The sequence below is a fragment of the Streptomyces albiaxialis genome (assembly GCF_039530985.1).
In the GTDB taxonomy this organism is placed as follows: Bacteria; Actinomycetota; Actinomycetes; order Streptomycetales; family Streptomycetaceae; genus Streptomyces; species Streptomyces albiaxialis.
Map to the genome: position 1 here is coordinate 603,631 of NZ_BAAAPE010000001.1, position 14,942 is coordinate 618,572.

General features: G+C 72.9%; 13 protein-coding genes. 8 read left to right on the plus strand and 5 right to left on the minus strand.

What is annotated here, in order from left to right; translation table 11 throughout:
- The first annotated feature begins 188 nt into the window (after nucleotides 1-188).
- Both ABD343_RS02790 and ABD343_RS02795 read left to right on the plus strand, forming a co-directional pair.
- Complete coding sequence (locus tag ABD343_RS02790; RefSeq protein ID WP_344523536.1) at nucleotides 189-1,181, plus strand: extracellular catalytic domain type 1 short-chain-length polyhydroxyalkanoate depolymerase; 993 nt, start codon at nucleotides 189-191, stop codon at nucleotides 1,179-1,181.
- Nucleotides 1,182-1,293: 112 nt separating this feature from the next.
- Nucleotides 1,294-2,613 (plus strand): MDR family MFS transporter, encoded by a 1,320-nt coding sequence (locus ABD343_RS02795; RefSeq protein ID WP_344523538.1) that lies wholly within the window; start codon nucleotides 1,294-1,296, stop codon nucleotides 2,611-2,613.
- Here ABD343_RS02795 and ABD343_RS02800 read toward each other — a convergent pair.
- The 3 genes from ABD343_RS02800 to mshA all read right to left on the minus strand — a co-directional run bounded on the left by ABD343_RS02800 (nucleotide 2,573) and on the right by mshA (nucleotide 6,396).
- Entirely contained in the window at nucleotides 2,573-4,192 is a 1,620-nt protein-coding gene (locus ABD343_RS02800; RefSeq protein ID WP_344523540.1) for a hypothetical protein, read from the minus strand. The genes ABD343_RS02795 and ABD343_RS02800 overlap by 41 nt on opposite strands.
- Nucleotides 4,193-4,511: 319 nt before the next feature.
- Nucleotides 4,512-5,036, minus strand: a complete 525-nt coding sequence (locus ABD343_RS02805; RefSeq protein WP_344524361.1) for a type III secretion system chaperone family protein — start codon at nucleotides 5,034-5,036, stop codon at nucleotides 4,512-4,514.
- Nucleotides 5,029-6,396, minus strand: a complete 1,368-nt coding sequence (gene mshA / locus ABD343_RS02810) for a D-inositol-3-phosphate glycosyltransferase (RefSeq protein ID WP_344523542.1) — start codon at nucleotides 6,394-6,396, stop codon at nucleotides 5,029-5,031. Before mshA ends, ABD343_RS02805 begins: the two co-directional genes overlap by 8 nt.
- Nucleotides 6,397-6,534: 138 nt before the next feature.
- Between mshA and ABD343_RS02815 the strand changes: the two genes are divergently transcribed.
- The 6 genes from ABD343_RS02815 to ABD343_RS02840 all read left to right on the plus strand — a co-directional run bounded on the left by ABD343_RS02815 (nucleotide 6,535) and on the right by ABD343_RS02840 (nucleotide 12,183).
- A complete protein-coding gene (locus ABD343_RS02815; RefSeq protein WP_344523544.1) occupies nucleotides 6,535-7,347 on the plus strand; it encodes a class I SAM-dependent methyltransferase in 813 nt (270 codons plus the stop codon).
- Between the two features lie 415 nt (nucleotides 7,348-7,762).
- Nucleotides 7,763-9,286 (plus strand): sensor histidine kinase, encoded by a 1,524-nt coding sequence (locus ABD343_RS02820; RefSeq protein ID WP_344523546.1) that lies wholly within the window; start codon nucleotides 7,763-7,765, stop codon nucleotides 9,284-9,286.
- A gap of 54 nt (nucleotides 9,287-9,340) precedes the next feature.
- On the plus strand, nucleotides 9,341-9,727 hold the full coding sequence (locus ABD343_RS02825; RefSeq protein ID WP_344523547.1) for a roadblock/LC7 domain-containing protein: 387 nt from the start codon (nucleotides 9,341-9,343) through the stop codon (nucleotides 9,725-9,727).
- Nucleotides 9,724-10,107, plus strand: coding sequence for a DUF742 domain-containing protein (locus tag ABD343_RS02830; RefSeq protein WP_344523548.1), 384 nt, complete (start codon nucleotides 9,724-9,726; stop codon nucleotides 10,105-10,107). Before ABD343_RS02825 ends, ABD343_RS02830 begins: the two co-directional genes overlap by 4 nt.
- Nucleotides 10,088-10,711 carry a GTP-binding protein gene (locus tag ABD343_RS02835; RefSeq protein WP_344523549.1) on the plus strand — a complete coding sequence of 208 codons (624 nt, stop codon included), beginning with the start codon at nucleotides 10,088-10,090 and terminating at the stop codon, nucleotides 10,709-10,711. Before ABD343_RS02830 ends, ABD343_RS02835 begins: the two co-directional genes overlap by 20 nt.
- Nucleotides 10,708-12,183: a cytochrome P450 gene (locus ABD343_RS02840; protein WP_344523550.1), complete on the plus strand. Its 1,476-nt coding sequence runs from the start codon at nucleotides 10,708-10,710 to the stop codon at nucleotides 12,181-12,183. The genes ABD343_RS02835 and ABD343_RS02840 overlap by 4 nt, the downstream gene beginning before the upstream one ends.
- Before the next feature lie 49 nt (nucleotides 12,184-12,232).
- Here the strand turns inward: ABD343_RS02840 and ABD343_RS02845 are convergent, their stop codons facing one another.
- A complete protein-coding gene (locus tag ABD343_RS02845) occupies nucleotides 12,233-13,453 on the minus strand; it encodes a pyridoxal phosphate-dependent aminotransferase (RefSeq protein ID WP_344523551.1) in 1,221 nt (406 codons plus the stop codon).
- A 5-nt stretch (nucleotides 13,454-13,458) separates the two neighbouring features.
- Nucleotides 13,459-14,568, minus strand: coding sequence for a tryptophan dimethylallyltransferase family protein (locus ABD343_RS02850; protein WP_344523553.1), 1,110 nt, complete (start codon nucleotides 14,566-14,568; stop codon nucleotides 13,459-13,461).
- Between the last annotated feature and the right edge of the window lie 374 nt (nucleotides 14,569-14,942).

Consider the following 14,942-nt stretch of genomic DNA (forward strand, 5'->3'; position numbering starts at 1 on the left):
GCCCCCGATGTGCCCGGCGGCCACTCTTCAGCCCGCGGGGGTGTGCCCAGGGGACACGCGTGCGCCCGCAATGTGGTGACCGCACGCCCACGCGCGAACAGTCGTGGCGCGACGGCCCGTTCGGCCGCCCCGGCGCGCGGCTCTACGGTACGGCGATCCCTCCACCCCCACACCGGAAGGAGCGCCCCATGAGAGCCGTACCGCGCACGACGGCCCTGCTGCTGGCCGCCCTCGCCCTGGCCGCGACCGGCGGCACCACGGTCAGCGCCGCCCCCGCCCCCGCCCCGAAGGGCACCCCCAAGGCCGCCGCCCTCGAACGCGTCCCCGACTTCGGCGCGAACCCGGGCGCCCTCTCGATGTACCGCTACGTACCGGACGGGCTCTCCGAGAACCGCCCGGTCGTGGTCGTCCTGCACGGCTGCACGCAGAACGCGGCGACGTACTTCGACGGGGCGGGCTGGAAGAAGTTCGCCGACGAGCGCGGCTTCGCCGTCGTCGCGCCGCAGCAGGAGACGGCGAACAACATGAACAAGTGCTTCAACTGGTTCCAGTCCGGCGACACCGCGCGCGGCCGGGGCGAGGCCGCGTCGGTCCAGCGGATGGTCGAGCACACCACGCAGGCCCTGAAGTCCGACACGTCCCGCGTCTACGTGACCGGCCTGTCGGCGGGCGGCGGCATGACGTCCGCGCTGCTCGCCTCGTACCCGGACACGTACGCGGGCGGCGCGGTCGTGGCGGGCATCCCGCACGGCTGCGCGACCTCGGTCGTCACCGCGTTCACCTGCATGAACCCCGGCGTCGGCAAGACCCCGGGTGCCTGGGGCGACCTCGTACGGAAGGCGCACCCGGGGTACGAGGGGCGGCGTCCCACGGTCTCCGTCTGGCACGGCACGGCCGACACCACCGTCGTGCCCGCCAACGCCACCGAGTCGGTCGACCAGTGGACCGACGTCCTCGGCGCCGACCAGAAGCCCGACGCGACGCACGACCTCCCGGCGGGCACCACCCAGTCCGACCACCGGGACGCGAACGGCACCACGGTCGTCCGCGACTACCGCGTCCAGGGCATGCCCCACGGCACCCCGGTCGCCCCGTCCGAGGGCTGCGGCAAGGCGGGAGCCCACTTCCCCGACACCCTCTGTTCCACGGCGTACATCACCCGGGACTGGGGTCTCGCATGATGGATTGACGGCAGCCGTCAATCCAATGGCGTTCCCCCTGGTGCGTGCGTAATTTACGCAGCGGATGTCCACCGCTTACGTTCCTTGATCCACGGCGTCCCAGGGGGAGCACATGGCCACCGCGCACCTGTCCTTCAGCGGGCTCAGACAGAGCCTGGCGGAGAGCGTGGGCGGGTTGCCGCGCGCGTTCTGGTGGCTGTGGACGAGCACGCTCATCAACCGGCTGGGCGCCTTCGTCGCGACGTTCCTGGCGCTCTATCTGACCGTCGAGCGCGGCTACTCCGCCTCGTACGCGGGGCTCGTCGGCGCGCTGTACGGAGCGGGCGGCGTGGTCTCCTCGATCGGGGCCGGGGTGCTGACCGACCGGCTGGGGCGGCGGCCCACGCTGCTGCTCGCGCAGCTCTCGACGGCCGCCTCGGTGGCGGCGCTGAGCCTGATGACGCACCCGGTGGCGATCGCCGCCGTGGCGGGGCTCGTCGGGATGTCCACCAACGCCTCGCGGCCCGCCGTGCAGGCGATGATCGCGGACATGGTCCCGCCCGAGGACCGGGTGCGGGCCTTCGCGCTCAACTACTGGGCGATCAACCTGGGCTTCGCGATCTCCTCCACGTCCGCGGGGCTGATCGCGCAGTACAGCTACCACCTGCTCTTCTTCACCGAGTCGGCGATGGTGCTGGCCTGCGCGATCCTCGTCTACGTCAAGCTGCCGGAGTCGCGCCCGGAGCGCTCCGCCGTGCCGCGGGCGGGCGAGGCGCGGGACGACGGGCAGGTGTCGATGGGGACCGTGCTGCGCGACGGCCGGTTCATGACGGTCGTCGGGCTGAGCCTGCTGGTCGCCTCGCTGATCCAGCAGGGCTTCGTCGCGCTCCCCGTCGCCATGGGCCAGCAGGGCTTCTCCAGCAGCGACTTCGGCATGGCCATCGCCGTGAACGGGCTGCTGATCGTCGTCGTCCAGCTCCCGATCACCCGGTTCATCGAGAAGCGCGAGCCGGGCGGGGTGCTGGTGGTCTCCTCGCTGCTGGTCGGCTTCGGCTTCGGGCTCAACGCGTTCGCGGGGACGGTGCCGTTCTTCGTCTTCGCCGTCGTCGTCTGGACGGTCGGCGAAGTGATCAACACCCCGACGCAGATGGGCCTGGTCGTGCGGCTCTCGCCGGTGCACGGCAGGGGGCGCTACCAGGGCATGTACAGCATGTCCTGGGCGGCGGCGAACCTCAGCGCCCCGCTGGCGGGCGGCTATGTGATCGACCGGTTCGGCGCGGACGTGCTGTGGGCGGCCAGCGCCGTGGTCGGCGTGATCGCCGCCGTCGGGTACGCGCTGCTGCTGCGGCGGCTCGGGACCGGGGAGGAGACCGCCCCGGTGGCCGCCGCCCCCTCCCCGGCTCCCGCCGAGGTCACAGAGCCCGCTGCGCCTCGTACAGATTCCGTGGCCTGACGCCGCCCGGGTCGCCGTACGCCTCGGCGCGCGTCCGCAACTCGCCCGCGAAGTCCGGCTCGTCGATCTGGTCGAACTCGCGGACCTCGCTGATGCCGACGGTCGCGCTGTACGGCGCGATCTCGTCGATCTTCACGCAGCCCGCGCGCTCGTTCGTGACGGTCACGTTCCAGTGGGCGAACCGCGCGCCGTAGAGCGGGCCCGCGGAGGCGTCGCCGCCGTGCCGTCCGTCGTTGCGGACGGTGATCTCCGTACGGACGTTCGCGAAGGGCATGCCGCGGTGCGTGTCGAAGGTGCCGGTCTCCATCGTGCCGCGCGACCAGACGTTGTGGCTGCTGAGCCCCTCCACGTTGATGCCGTGCAACTGGGCGCCGGGCGGCGCGGGGACGGTGCGGCGGTCGATGCGGAAGTCCTCGACCAGGTTGTCGTGCGAGCCCTCCCGGCAGAAGTACGGGTGGTGGCTGCCCCGCCCCGACACGCGGGTGCCGCGCAGGGTGCAGGCGGAGGCGGCGACGAGCCCGAAGCCGTTGTCGGCGTTGACGACGCGCACGTCCTCGACGCGGCAGTCGTACGCGCACTGCAGGACGACGCCGTTGTACCCCTTGTCGAGCAGGTGCGGCGACTGCTCCGTCTCGTCGAAGGCGACCGTCAGGCCGGTGACGCCCGACCGCTCCACCGGGCGTACGAGGGTGGTCAGTTCGGGCCGCCACTCCGGGCGCGCGTCGAGCGGGAGGGGGCGCTCCAGCCGCACCTCGCTCCCCCGCACCTCCTCGACGCGGACGGGCCACTCGTACGGGACGTAGCTGACGAGTTTCGTCTTGTCGGACCAGGAGTAGCCGGCGGCGCCGGGGACGTCGCCCGCCATGTGCCGGAGCAGGGTGTGTCCCTCGTCGTCGGAGAGGCGCAGCAGGACGAGCCCGCCGGGGCGGAGGGCGCCGGGGTCGGTCACGCGTACGGTCCAGTCGCCGCGCCTGCCCCCTTCGAGTGCGGTGAGGCTCTCCCACTCGTCGCGCGCGTTCCCGGTCCACCCCTCGAACGGCCAGTCCTCCGCCCGTATCGCGGCGGTGAGGCTCTTCCAGCGCGCGTCGGGGCAGACCCACACGAGCCCGCCCGCCCAGGACCAGGACGACTTGTCGCCGCCGTACCGGCTGCCGTACGGGCCGATGAGTTCGGTGAGGCTGCGGGTGGGGCGGAGCGTCGTACGGCCGCTGCCCGCGCCGCGCAGGGTGACGCCGCTGTGGGCGATCCGTACGACGTCCCCGATCTCGTACGTGCCCGCTTCCAGCGCGACGGTGCCGCCGCCGGCCTCTCCGGCCTCCCTGAGCGCGCGATTGATCGCGGGCGCGGCGTCGCCCTTGCCGGGGTGGCGCACGACGGTGGCCCTGCCGGGCGTCCCGGGTTCCGCGCGGGCGCCCGCGCGGGCGACGTAGGGGATCTGGGGGTGGGTGTACGGCTGTGCCGTGAACTCTTTCCAGAGGGCCGAGCGGGTGGAGGCCTGCGCCGTACCGGTGAGGGTCACGCCGGTTGCGGCGGTCGCGGCTATGGCGGTGCCGAGTGCTTGTCTGCGCGTGAGTGCCATGAGTTCGCCTTTCATGTATATGAACTGCGTTCATGTGCCGGTCAGTTGCCGCGCAGCATCCCACGCGGGGCGCAACCACACCAGAGCTTGCCCCTTCTGGGCTGCGCGGGGCCCATGACGTCGGGCTTGCCCCTCCAGGGGCGCGGGGAACTGCGCGCCCAGCCACGACGCCGCCGCAGCCCGCAATGCACGTGGCGGGGCAGCCCGAACCCGGCCCTGTGGTGCGCGCACCCGGCGAAGTGGGCTGCGCTTGCCAGCCCTGCGCCTTCGCGCAGACCTCCCAAGCCCAGCAGGGCGAAGGGAGAAGCGGGGCGCTCGCTCAGGAGTGCGGGGGAGAAGAAGGCTCGGTCAGGTGGGTGAACGCGGCGAGGTTCCGCGTGGATTCTCCGCGCGAGGTGCGCCACGCGTACTCCCTCTTGATGGAGGACGCGAAGCCCATCTCCAGGAGGGTGTTGAAGGAGCCGTCGGCGTTCTCCAGGACGCTGCCCAGGAGCCGGTCCACCTCGTCGGGCGTGACCGCCGCGAGCGGGAGACGGGCGGCGAGATAGATGTCGCCCATGCGGTCGACCGCGTAACTCACCCCGTACATCCGGGTGTTCCGCTCCAGCAGCCAGCGATGCACCGCGGCATGGTTCTCGTCGGGGTTGCGGACCACGAAGGCGTTGACCGAGAGGGAGTGCGCGCCGACCGACAGGGAGCAGGTCGTGGAGAGCTTGCGGGTGCCCGGCAGCGTCACGACGTACGTGCCCTCGGAGGGGTGCTCCCACTCCAGCCCGGCGTCCTCCAGCGTCCGCTCGATCGCCTCGCACGCCCCGGCGTACGCCGGGTCCTTCCCGTCAGCCATGGAGCCCATGGAGCGATCGTAGGCGACCGCGCCGCTCGTGCATCGCGGCGGCGTACACCTCCGCGGTCGCGGAGGCGGCGGCGCCCCAGCCGAAGCCCTGCGCGTGCCGGGCCGCGGCCTCGCCGAGCCGGGGCGCGAGGTGCGGGTCGGCGGCGAAGCGGCGCAGCGCCCGCGCGTACTCGGCGGGGTCGTGACCGGCGACGAGATAGCCGCTGACCCCGTCCCGGACGGCGACGGGCAGGCCGCCCACCGCCGCCGCGACGACGGGCGTGCCGCAGGCCTGCGCCTCGGCGGCGACGAGGCCGAAGGACTCGCTGTAGGAGGGCATGACCAGGACGGACGCCGCGCGGTACCAGTCGGCGAGCTGCTCCTGGCCGACCGGCGGGCGGAAGCTGACGAGGTCGGCGATGCCGAGCTTCGCGGCGAGCTTCTGGAGCCCCTCCGGCTTGGCGAGGCCGCTGCCGCTGGGGCCGCCGACGACGGGGACGACGAGGCGGGAGCGGAGTCGGGGGTCCTCGTCGACGAGCAGTGCGACGGCGCGCAGCAGCACGTCGGGCGCCTTCAGCGGCTGGATGCGCCCGGCGAAGAGCGGGATCAGCGCGTCCTGGGGCAGCCCGAGGCGGTGGCGCGCGGCGGCGCGGCCGTCGGCCTCGCAGAAGCGGTCGAGGTTGACGCCGGGGTGCACGACGGCCGTGCCGGACGGGTCGGCGCCGTAGTGGAAGGCCAGCTCGCCGGCCTCCTCGTCCGTGTTGGCGATGAGCCGGTCGGCGGCGCGCACGATCTGCGTCTCGCCGATGACGCGCGCGGCGGGCTCGGGGGTGTCGCCCTCGGCGAGCGCCGCGTTCTTGACCTTGGCCATGGTGTGCATCGCGTGGACGAGCGGCACGCCCCAGCGCTCGGCGGCGAGCCAGCCGACGTGCCCGGAGAGCCAGTAGTGGGAGTGGACCAGGTCGTAGTACCCCGGGCGGTGGCCCGCCCAGACCTGCATGACGCCGTGCGTGAACGCGCAGAGCTGCGCGGGCAGTTCCTCCTTGGCCAGGCCCTCGTACGGCCCCGCGTCGATGTGGCGGACGAGGACGCCGGGCGCCAGTTCGACGCAGGGGTCGAGGGCGCCGGTGGTGGCGCGGGTGAAGATCTCGACCTCGGTGCCCTGCGCGGCGAGCTGCCGGGCCAGCTCCACGATGTAGACGTTCATGCCGCCCGCGTCGCCGGTGCCGGGCTGGTGGAGCGGAGAGGTGTGCACGCTGAACATGGCCACACGGCGTGGCCGCCGGGGGCCGGGGAGCCGCAGGAAGGGCTGTCGGGGCGCGCGCTCTGACCGGGCGCGCCGCTGGCCGAGCCGGGACACTGACTGGCTCACGGTGCCGTTGCCTCCTCCGATCGGGGCGGGGCTCGTGAACGGCCCTCGACGTACAACAGCGGAAGGGTTGCCTCCCATTTCCACTTTGCCAAATCGTGACATGACGGCGGGCGCGGCGCCTGGCCGTACCCTCATGTCATGCACACCCGTCCCCCGTCCCCGGCCGCGTCGCGGCCCGTCGGGACGGTGACGCGCGGGACGACCAACCCCAACCGGCTGCGCCGCATGGACCGCTGGATCGCCGCCGTCCACGCGCCCGCGCTGCGCCGCGCCGACGCGCCGCCGGTCGCCGTGGACCTGGGGTACGGGGCCGCGCCCTGGACGGCCGTCGAGCTGCTGGCCCGGCTGCGCACCGTGCGCGCGGACGCGCGCGTGCACGGCGTCGAGATCGACCCGGAGCGGGTCGCCGCCGCCCTCCCCTACGCCCGCGAGGGGCTGCGCTTCACGCGCGGCGGCTTCGAGGTGCCGCTGCCGGGCGGGGAGCGCCCGCTGCTGATCCGCGCGGCGAACGTGCTGCGGCAGTACGGGGAGGACGAGGTCCGGCCCGTCTGGGACCGGCTGCGCGCGCGGCTCGCGCCGGACGGGCTGCTGGTCGAGGGGACGTGCGACGAGATCGGCCGCCGGCACGTGTGGGTCGCGCTCGGCCCCGAGGGCCCGCGCACGGTCACCTTCGCCACGCGCCTGGGCTCGCTGGACACGCCCTCGGACCTGGCGGAGCGGCTGCCCAAGGCGCTGATCCACCGCAATGTCCCCGGCGAGCCCGTCCACGCCTTCCTGCGCGACTTCGACCGCGCGTGGGCCGCCGCGGCGCCGTACGCGGCGCTCGGCGCGCGGCAGCGCTGGGTCCGGGCCGTACGGGCGCTGGCCGGGGAGTGGCCGGTGGCGGACGGGCCCCGGCGGTGGCGGCAGGGCGAGGTCACGGTGCGCTGGGAGGCGCTGGCCCCACGCTGACGTGCACGGACGTGAACGCGGGTGTGGGCCTGGATCTGGGCCCGGCCCTGAGCCCGATCCGGGGCTTGGGCGCCTTTAGAACACGTGCCCAGAATTTCGCACATGAGTGCATTCATGTGTTATACGCATTCGGCCCACAGAGGCTGACCGACCCCGTTATGCTCGCTGTCGCGCAGCGAGTTGTGAGGGTTACAGCACGTGACCGGTGATGCTGTGACGCCACTCGTCGCACGTGGGCTCGGGAGTCCTGGGACCCGGCTCCGCGCGTGCAACGCCGAGGGAGCGCGCCGCTGTCAGGCGTTGGCGAGGACGGCCGGACGGTCGTCGATCTTGTTCATACCTCCATCTCCCCGGTGCTCGTATGCGCCGTGCACCACGCCCTGTCCCCTTTTTCATGAGCGCTCTGAGGATGCCGATGGTTAGTGCTGATTCGCCACCCGGAGAGCCGAGGTCCGCCTCCGTCACGGGGTGGCTGCTGCCGCCCGCGCTGCTGGCCCTGGTCACGGCCGTGACGGTGCTGCTGGCACCCTCGGACGCCCGCGTCCACGTCGCCTGGATCGGCGCCGCCGCGACCGTCGCGGTGGCCGTCGCGGCCTGGGAGGCCGCACGCCGGGGGCGTGAGCTCGCCGACGCGCGCCGCCAGTTCGCCGAGAGAGACGCCCTGCTGTGCCAGTACCTGAACGACCAGCAGGCAGAGACCGAACGGCTGGCGCGGGAGTCCGTGCCCGCCGCCATCGCCAAGCTCAAGCGGGGCATCCCCTTCGACGAGGCCTCCCGCGGCACGGATGTCATCTCCCGCGTGAGCCCGGGCTTCGAGTCCGCGCACAGCGAGGTGCTGCGCGCCACGCTGTACGCGGTGGAGACCGAGGAGAACCTGAAGGACGCCGCCCAGCGCGCGTTCGTCAACATCGCCCGGCGCGTCCAGGCGATCGTGCACCAGCAGGCCTACGAGCTGCGGGAGCTGGAGGACAAGCACGGGAACGACCCGAACGTCTTCCACGACCTGCTTCGTCTCGACCACAGGACCGCGCTGATCGGCCGGCTCGCGGACAGCATCGCCGTGCTCGGCGGCGCCCGTCCCGGCCGCCAGTGGAAGAACGACATCCCGCTGTTCAACGTGTTGCGCGGGGCCATGTCCCGGATCACCGACTACCCGCGGGTGAACCTGCACAACGTGGCCGAGGTCGGCATCATCGGGCGCGGCGTCGAGCCGCTGATCCACGCCGTGGCCGAGCTGCTGGACAACGCCACCCGGTACTCCCCGCCGGAGACCAAGGTCCATCTCACCGCGACCGAGGTCCAGAACGGCGTCGCCGTCGAGATCGAGGACGCCGGTGTCGGCCTGACCGACGAGGCCCGCAGGCGTGCCGAGGAGTCCCTCGCGCAGATCACCACCGACGGCATCGACCTCGACGACCTGGGCGAGACGCCGCGGCTCGGCCTGGCCGTGGTCGGACGGCTCGCCCGGACGAACCGGTACCGGATCGCCCTGCGCGCCTCCGCGTACGGCGGGGTCCGCGTCGTCCTGATCGTCCCGCCGGAGGTCCTGTGCGTGACGCCCGTGCCCGGCGGCGACATCGCCAGGGCCCAGGTCCTGCCCCCGCCGAAGCACATCCTCGACGCGCGCAGGCGTGCCGCCGAGGCGGCGGAGGAGGAGTCCGTGGCCACGAGCGGCGAACGCACCGCCAACGGGCTCCCGCAGCGCAGGCGCCGTTCCCGCGCGGCCGTTCCCTCCATGCGGGAGTGGCACGCGGCCGGGAACGCCGCGGCTCACACCGGAACCGCGACCGACTCCTCGTCCCGGGCGTCGGAAGAGAAGCAGCCCCCTCCGCCCGGCCTGTGGCTGGCCGCCTTCACCGAGGGGATCTCCGGCGAACCCGGTCCCGGCTCCCCGGCATCTCGTCCCCACGGCCCGAGCGATGAAGAGTCCGAGCAGTAACTGAGCCATTACGTAAGGGTGAGTAAGCAAGTGGCGACAAAGCAGCGGCTCAATATGGACTGGATGCTTGAGGATCTGGCGTCCAGCGTTCCTCAGACCCGTCATGTCGTGGTGCTGTCCTCGGACGGCCTCTGCATGGCCCAGCACGGCACGGACGAGGACACCGCGGATCGTCTCGCCGCCGCCTGTGCCGGGCTCCAGAGTCTGTCGGCGGCCGTCGGTGCGGAATTCCCCCACGGCGACGGGAAGATGAAGCTCGTCGTCATCGAGGTCGACGGCGGCTTCTTCTATCTGATGGCGGCGGGCGCCGGGGCCTATCTGGCGGTCCTCGCCGAGGACGACGTGGACGCCGGGCTCATGGGCCAGCGCATGCGCGACCTCGTGCTGCGGATCGGCCAGCACCTCAGCAGCCCGCCCCGGGCCGACCAGCAGGTTCCATGAGCGACCCCGAACAGCCGAAGGGCCGTCGGTCCCGGCGGGAAGAGGGCGGCCCGGAACGGCTCTACCTTCTCGCCTCCGACCAGAAGCAGAAACCCGACGAACACGTCCCCCTCGACGTGGTCACGCTCATCCTGAGCCGGGGTGAGCCCAGCGCCAGTCTGCAGCCCGAGCAGGCCTCGATCGTGCAGATCTGCGCGTACCCGCTGTCCGTCGCCGAGCTGTCCGCCTACCTCAAGCTGCCCGTCAGCGTGGTCATGGTGGTGCTCGCGGAGCTGCTGGCGGGGGGCCATGTCGAGGCCCGCGCACCGGCCACGCAGACCAAATCGGTGCCCGATATCCAACTGTTGGAGGCGGTGATGCATGGACTTCAGAATCTCTGAGCCCGTGGTCGGACCCCGGAGCGAGGACATCCTGCCGCACTCCGTGACCTCGGCGGTGAAGATCGTGGTCGTCGGCGGCTTCGGCGTCGGCAAGACCACCCTCGTCGGCTCGGTCAGCGAGATCCGCCCGCTGACCACCGAGGAGACGATGACGCAGGCCAGCGCGGGCGTCGACGACCTCGCCGGGATCGAGCGCAAGACCGAGACGACCGTGGCGATGGACTTCGGCCGGATCACCCTCAGCGAGGAGCTGGTGCTCTATCTGTTCGGCACCCCCGGGCAGCAGCGCTTCTGGTTCCTGTGGAACGGCCTCTTCCAGGGCTCGCTCGGCGCGGTCGTCCTGATCGACACCCGGCGCCTGGAGGACAGCTTCGACGTGATGGAGCGGCTGGAGGAGCGCGGCACCCCTTTCGTCGTGGCCCTCAACTCCTTCCCGGACGCCCCCTCGTACCCGGTGTCGGAGATCCGCACGGCGCTGGACATCCCGGAGTCCGTGCCCGTGTTCGACTGCGACGCGCGCGACCGTACGTCCAGCCGTGACGCCCTGCTGACCCTCATCCGCTATCTGCACTCGCTCACCACCACGACCCCGGAGCCACGGTGACCGCCTCCTTCTCCCACCAGCCCCGCACCCCCTCCTCGTCCGGGCCGCCCCCGGAGTGCCCGGCGCACTCCCACTTCGGGAGAGTCGACGACCTGGCGTGGCTCCTCGGCCCCGAGGCGCTGAAGGACCCCCTGGCCTGGTACGAGAACCTGCGCGCCAAACACGGGCCCGTCGCGCCCGTCCGGCTGGACGGCGACCTCCCGGCCTGGCTCGTCCTGGGCTACCGCGAGATCCTGGAGGTCTCCGGCACGACCACCCGGTTCAGCCGCGACTCCCGCATCTGGCGCCCGTTCCGGGAGGGCAGGGTCCCGCCCGACTTCCCGCTGCTGCCGATGATGGCCTGGCAGCCGGTCTGCCTCTTCCTGGACGGCGAGGAGCGCAGCCGGCTGCGGCTGGCGGTCACCGAGAGCCTCGACCGGTACCACCGCCGGGGGATCCGCCGCCATGTCATGCGCTTCACGCGGGAGCTGGTCGCGAAGTTCGCCGAGCGCGGCGAGGCGGACCTCGCCGACGAGTTCGCCGAGCACCTGCCCATGCTCGTCCTGACCAAGATCCTGGGGATGCCCGACGAGTACGGCCCGCGCCTCGTGAAGGCCAGCCGCGACATGGTGGCGGGCACCGAGACGTCCGTGGCCAGCAACGAGTACATCGTCGAGACGCTCAAGCGGCACGTGCGCCGCAAGCGCGGCAGCCCCGGGCACGACATCACCTCCTGGCTCATCGAGCACCGCTCCGGGCTGACCGACGAGGAGGTCTGGAACCATCTGCGGGTCATCCTCATCGCCGCGAACGAGACCACGGTCAACCTGCTCAAGAGCACCCTTCGCGTCGTCCTGACCGACCCCCGCTGCCACGCCTCGCTGGCGGGAGGGCAGATGGTCCTGCCCGACGTGGTGGAGCAGGTCCTGTGGACCGAGCCGCCCCTGATGACCGTGCCCGGCCGCTGGGCCGCCGTCGACACCGAGCTGGGCGGTCAGAAGATCGAGGCGGGCGACATGCTGCTGCTCAGCCTGGCCGCGGGGAACCAGGACCCGGCCATCCGGCCCGACCCCTCGGCGCCCCTGTTCGGGAACCGCTCGCACCTCGCCTTCAACAGCGGGCCGCAGGAGTGCCCCGGCCAGAACATCGGCCGCGCCATCGCCGACACCGGCATCGACGCGCTGCTGGCGCTGCTGCCGGACGCCACGCTGAACATCCCCGAGAGCGAGCTGACCTGGAAGTCGGGGTGGATGACGCGCCATCTCACCCGTCTCCCCGTGACGTTCACCCCGCCGGAGGCCGAACTCCTGGAGGACGACGAGGCGGAGGACCGGGCCGCCGCGCCCGAGGGCGCCGGTGCCGGGGCGCGCCCCTCGCCCTGGGGCGCGGGGGACGCCGCGGCAGGGCCCGTTCCCCCGCGGCCCTCGGCGGCCCCCGTCCCGCACGCCCGGAAACCGTGGTGGGACACGCTGCGGACCTGGCTGCGGCGCTGACACCGGCCGCGGCGCCGACGGGCGCCGGGCCGGTCGGGGCCGCGGCCGGTCACGCGGCCGAGTGCGAGGAGGACCCGGTGAGTTCGGCGAGGGCGCGCTCGACGCGGTTCATCGCCTCCTCCACGACGCCCCGCGAGGTGGCGTAGCAGAGCCGTATGTTGCCCTCGGCGCCCGGCCCGAACCACTCGGGCGTCCCGGGGACCACGGCCACCCGGGCGCGCTCCAGGAGGAACGCGCCCATCTCCTCGCTGGTGAGGCCGGTGGCCGTCACGTCGGGGAAGAGCACGAACGTCCCGTCGGGGCGGGGGCAGGAGAGGCCCGGCATCGCGTTCAGCCGGTCCACGCAGTAGTCCCGTATGCCGTGGAGGTGGGCCAGGAAGGCGTCCTTCCAGGCCCAGCCGTGCCGGAGCGCCGCCAGGGCCCCGGCCTGCGCGAACGGCGTCAGGCTGTACGCGGCGCCCAGGCTCTGGAAGGTGCGCTGGAGCGCCTCCGCCTCCCGGGCGCCCGGGGCGATCACGAAGCCCATCCGCAGTCCGGGCAGCGCGAAGGACTTGGAGAGCCCGGTCACCGTGTAGACGCGCGGGAGACGCGGGAGGTCCAGGCTCGCCGTGCTCACGTGCCGGGCGGGCGGATACACGATCTCGCTCCACACCTCGTCGGAGAGGACCGGCACCCCGTGCTCGGCCGCCGCGGCGGCCACGGCGCGCAGCGTCTCCTCGGGGAAGACCGTGCCCAGCGGGTTGTGCGGGCTGCACAGGCAGATCAGCGCGGTGCGCGGAGTGATCAGCGAGGCGAGCCGGTCCGGGTCGAGGCGCCCGGTGCGCTTGTCCATCGGGCAGTGCACCCGGCGCGCCCCGGCCGCGTCGACGGCCTCGCCGAAGAGCAGGTCGACCGGGTCGAGCAGGACGCACTCGTCGCCCTCCCCGCACAGCAGGCGGACCACGCCCCACAGCGCGGCGGCCGTCCCCGGGGTGAGCACCACGCGCTCGGGCCCGGTCCTGATCCCGTAGCGGGTCTCCGCGACCTCGGCGACCGCCTCCCGCAGCTCGTCGAGCCCCTCGGGCGACTCGTACGGGAAGTAGCCGTCGGCGACGGCGGAGACGATCGCGTCCTTGACGACCCGGGGCCCGGGGAAGTCGGGCTCCGCGGCCGTCAGGGGGATGACGTCGGGCGGGTAGGCGCCCCAGCGCATGTGGGACCGGTCGCGCAGCAGGTCCGGCCGGATCCGCGCGTCGTCGAAGAGCGACCCCTCGGTGTGACGCAGCGACACGGCGATCAGCCCCTCTGGTAACGGGCGGACGGGTAGCGGTCGTACAGCTCCGTGGACCAGTACGTGGCGACCCGGGGGCGGCCGTTCCCCACGCGCAGCGAGGCGTACGTGTGGATGCCGCGGCCGTCGGCGAGCGGGCGCCGGGCCACGTGGTCCAGCAGCGTCCGGTAGCGGTCGGCGGGGAGGCCGAGACCGGTCATCGCGGAGCTGACGCGGCGCTCTATGGTCCGGTCGCTGTCCGCGTACAGCCACAGGGGGACGTACGCCGTGGCGGACACGGGCGTGGTGCCGCCGGAGGCCGTGAAGGTCAGATTGCTGACGAGGGGCTGCTCGCGCAGCTCGCCCTCCTTGCCGGTGAGTTCGCGGCAGAAGTCGGCGAGGAGCCCGGTCCGGTGGCGGGCGGCGACCTCGTCCATCCGCGCGTCCAGCTCCCCGGGCACGGCGTCGTAGTGCCGGAAGTAGACCTTCACGCGGGCCTCGGGGCCCTCGGCGAGGTCCAGGCCGAAGTAGACGATCCGGTCGAGGTCGAAGCCCCGGGCCGCGTACGCCACGACCGCGTCCCAGGCGTCCGCCAGGCCCACGCGCTCCAGCGCGGCCCTGGTCCTGTCGACGCTGCTCATCGCCCGGTCCGCCTCCGGGTTCAGATAGACCTTGAACCCGGGCCGTCCGGTGGGCCCGAAGATCGCGGCGTGCATCATGGCGAAGCCCGTCGGCGCCTCGTGGGGCAGGAAGAGGTCCCATACGGCCGCGAGACGGCCGCCGTCGGCGCCGAACTCCTGGATCAGCCCCTGGGTGAGACCGGTGGCCGCGCGCTGCGCGGCCGGGGTGGTGGGCACCTCGGGGAGGGACTCCACGAGCGCCCGTATGCGCACCTCGTCGCCCGCGAAGGCCGCGGAGAACTCGATCGGTGAGCCGTCGGCGCACACGTCCGAGTGCCACTCGGGCCGCTCGGCTATCCGCCGGGCGCCCCACGGGGAGAGCATCCTCCGCAGGGTCGCCGTGCCCCCGGCGACGTCGATGCCCGCGCTGTCGAACAGCCGCGTGGCGGTGGCGATCCCGTAGTCCGAGAAGGTCACGGCCGCGGCCGTCCGCGAATCCGGCTGCAAGGACAACATGGAATTCCTCCCCCATCTCGGGTCCCGCCGTACCGAGCGCCTCGCTGCACAGGCCGGCCGGCCGGTCGCCTCAAGACCGGGAGATGTCCATCCTTCACTCCACCGGGACACAGCCGTCGTTCCGCCCCGGGCCGCCGCCGCCCCGCATTCGCCAAGGAGTTACCCAGATCATGACCCTTGCATTCGTCAATGGTCGCGTGCCCCCGGGTAATGCCCCTGTCCCATGAATAGAGGAGGCTCGCGGGTCCCGGCAGCGGCGTGCGCCGGGCTGCCGAGGCACTCACCGGCCCGGCCGTACGCCCCCGCCTGACGGATGTGGAGGACGGTCACCGGAGAGACAGGAACGGTCTCAACAGGTCATCTCCCACTCCCGC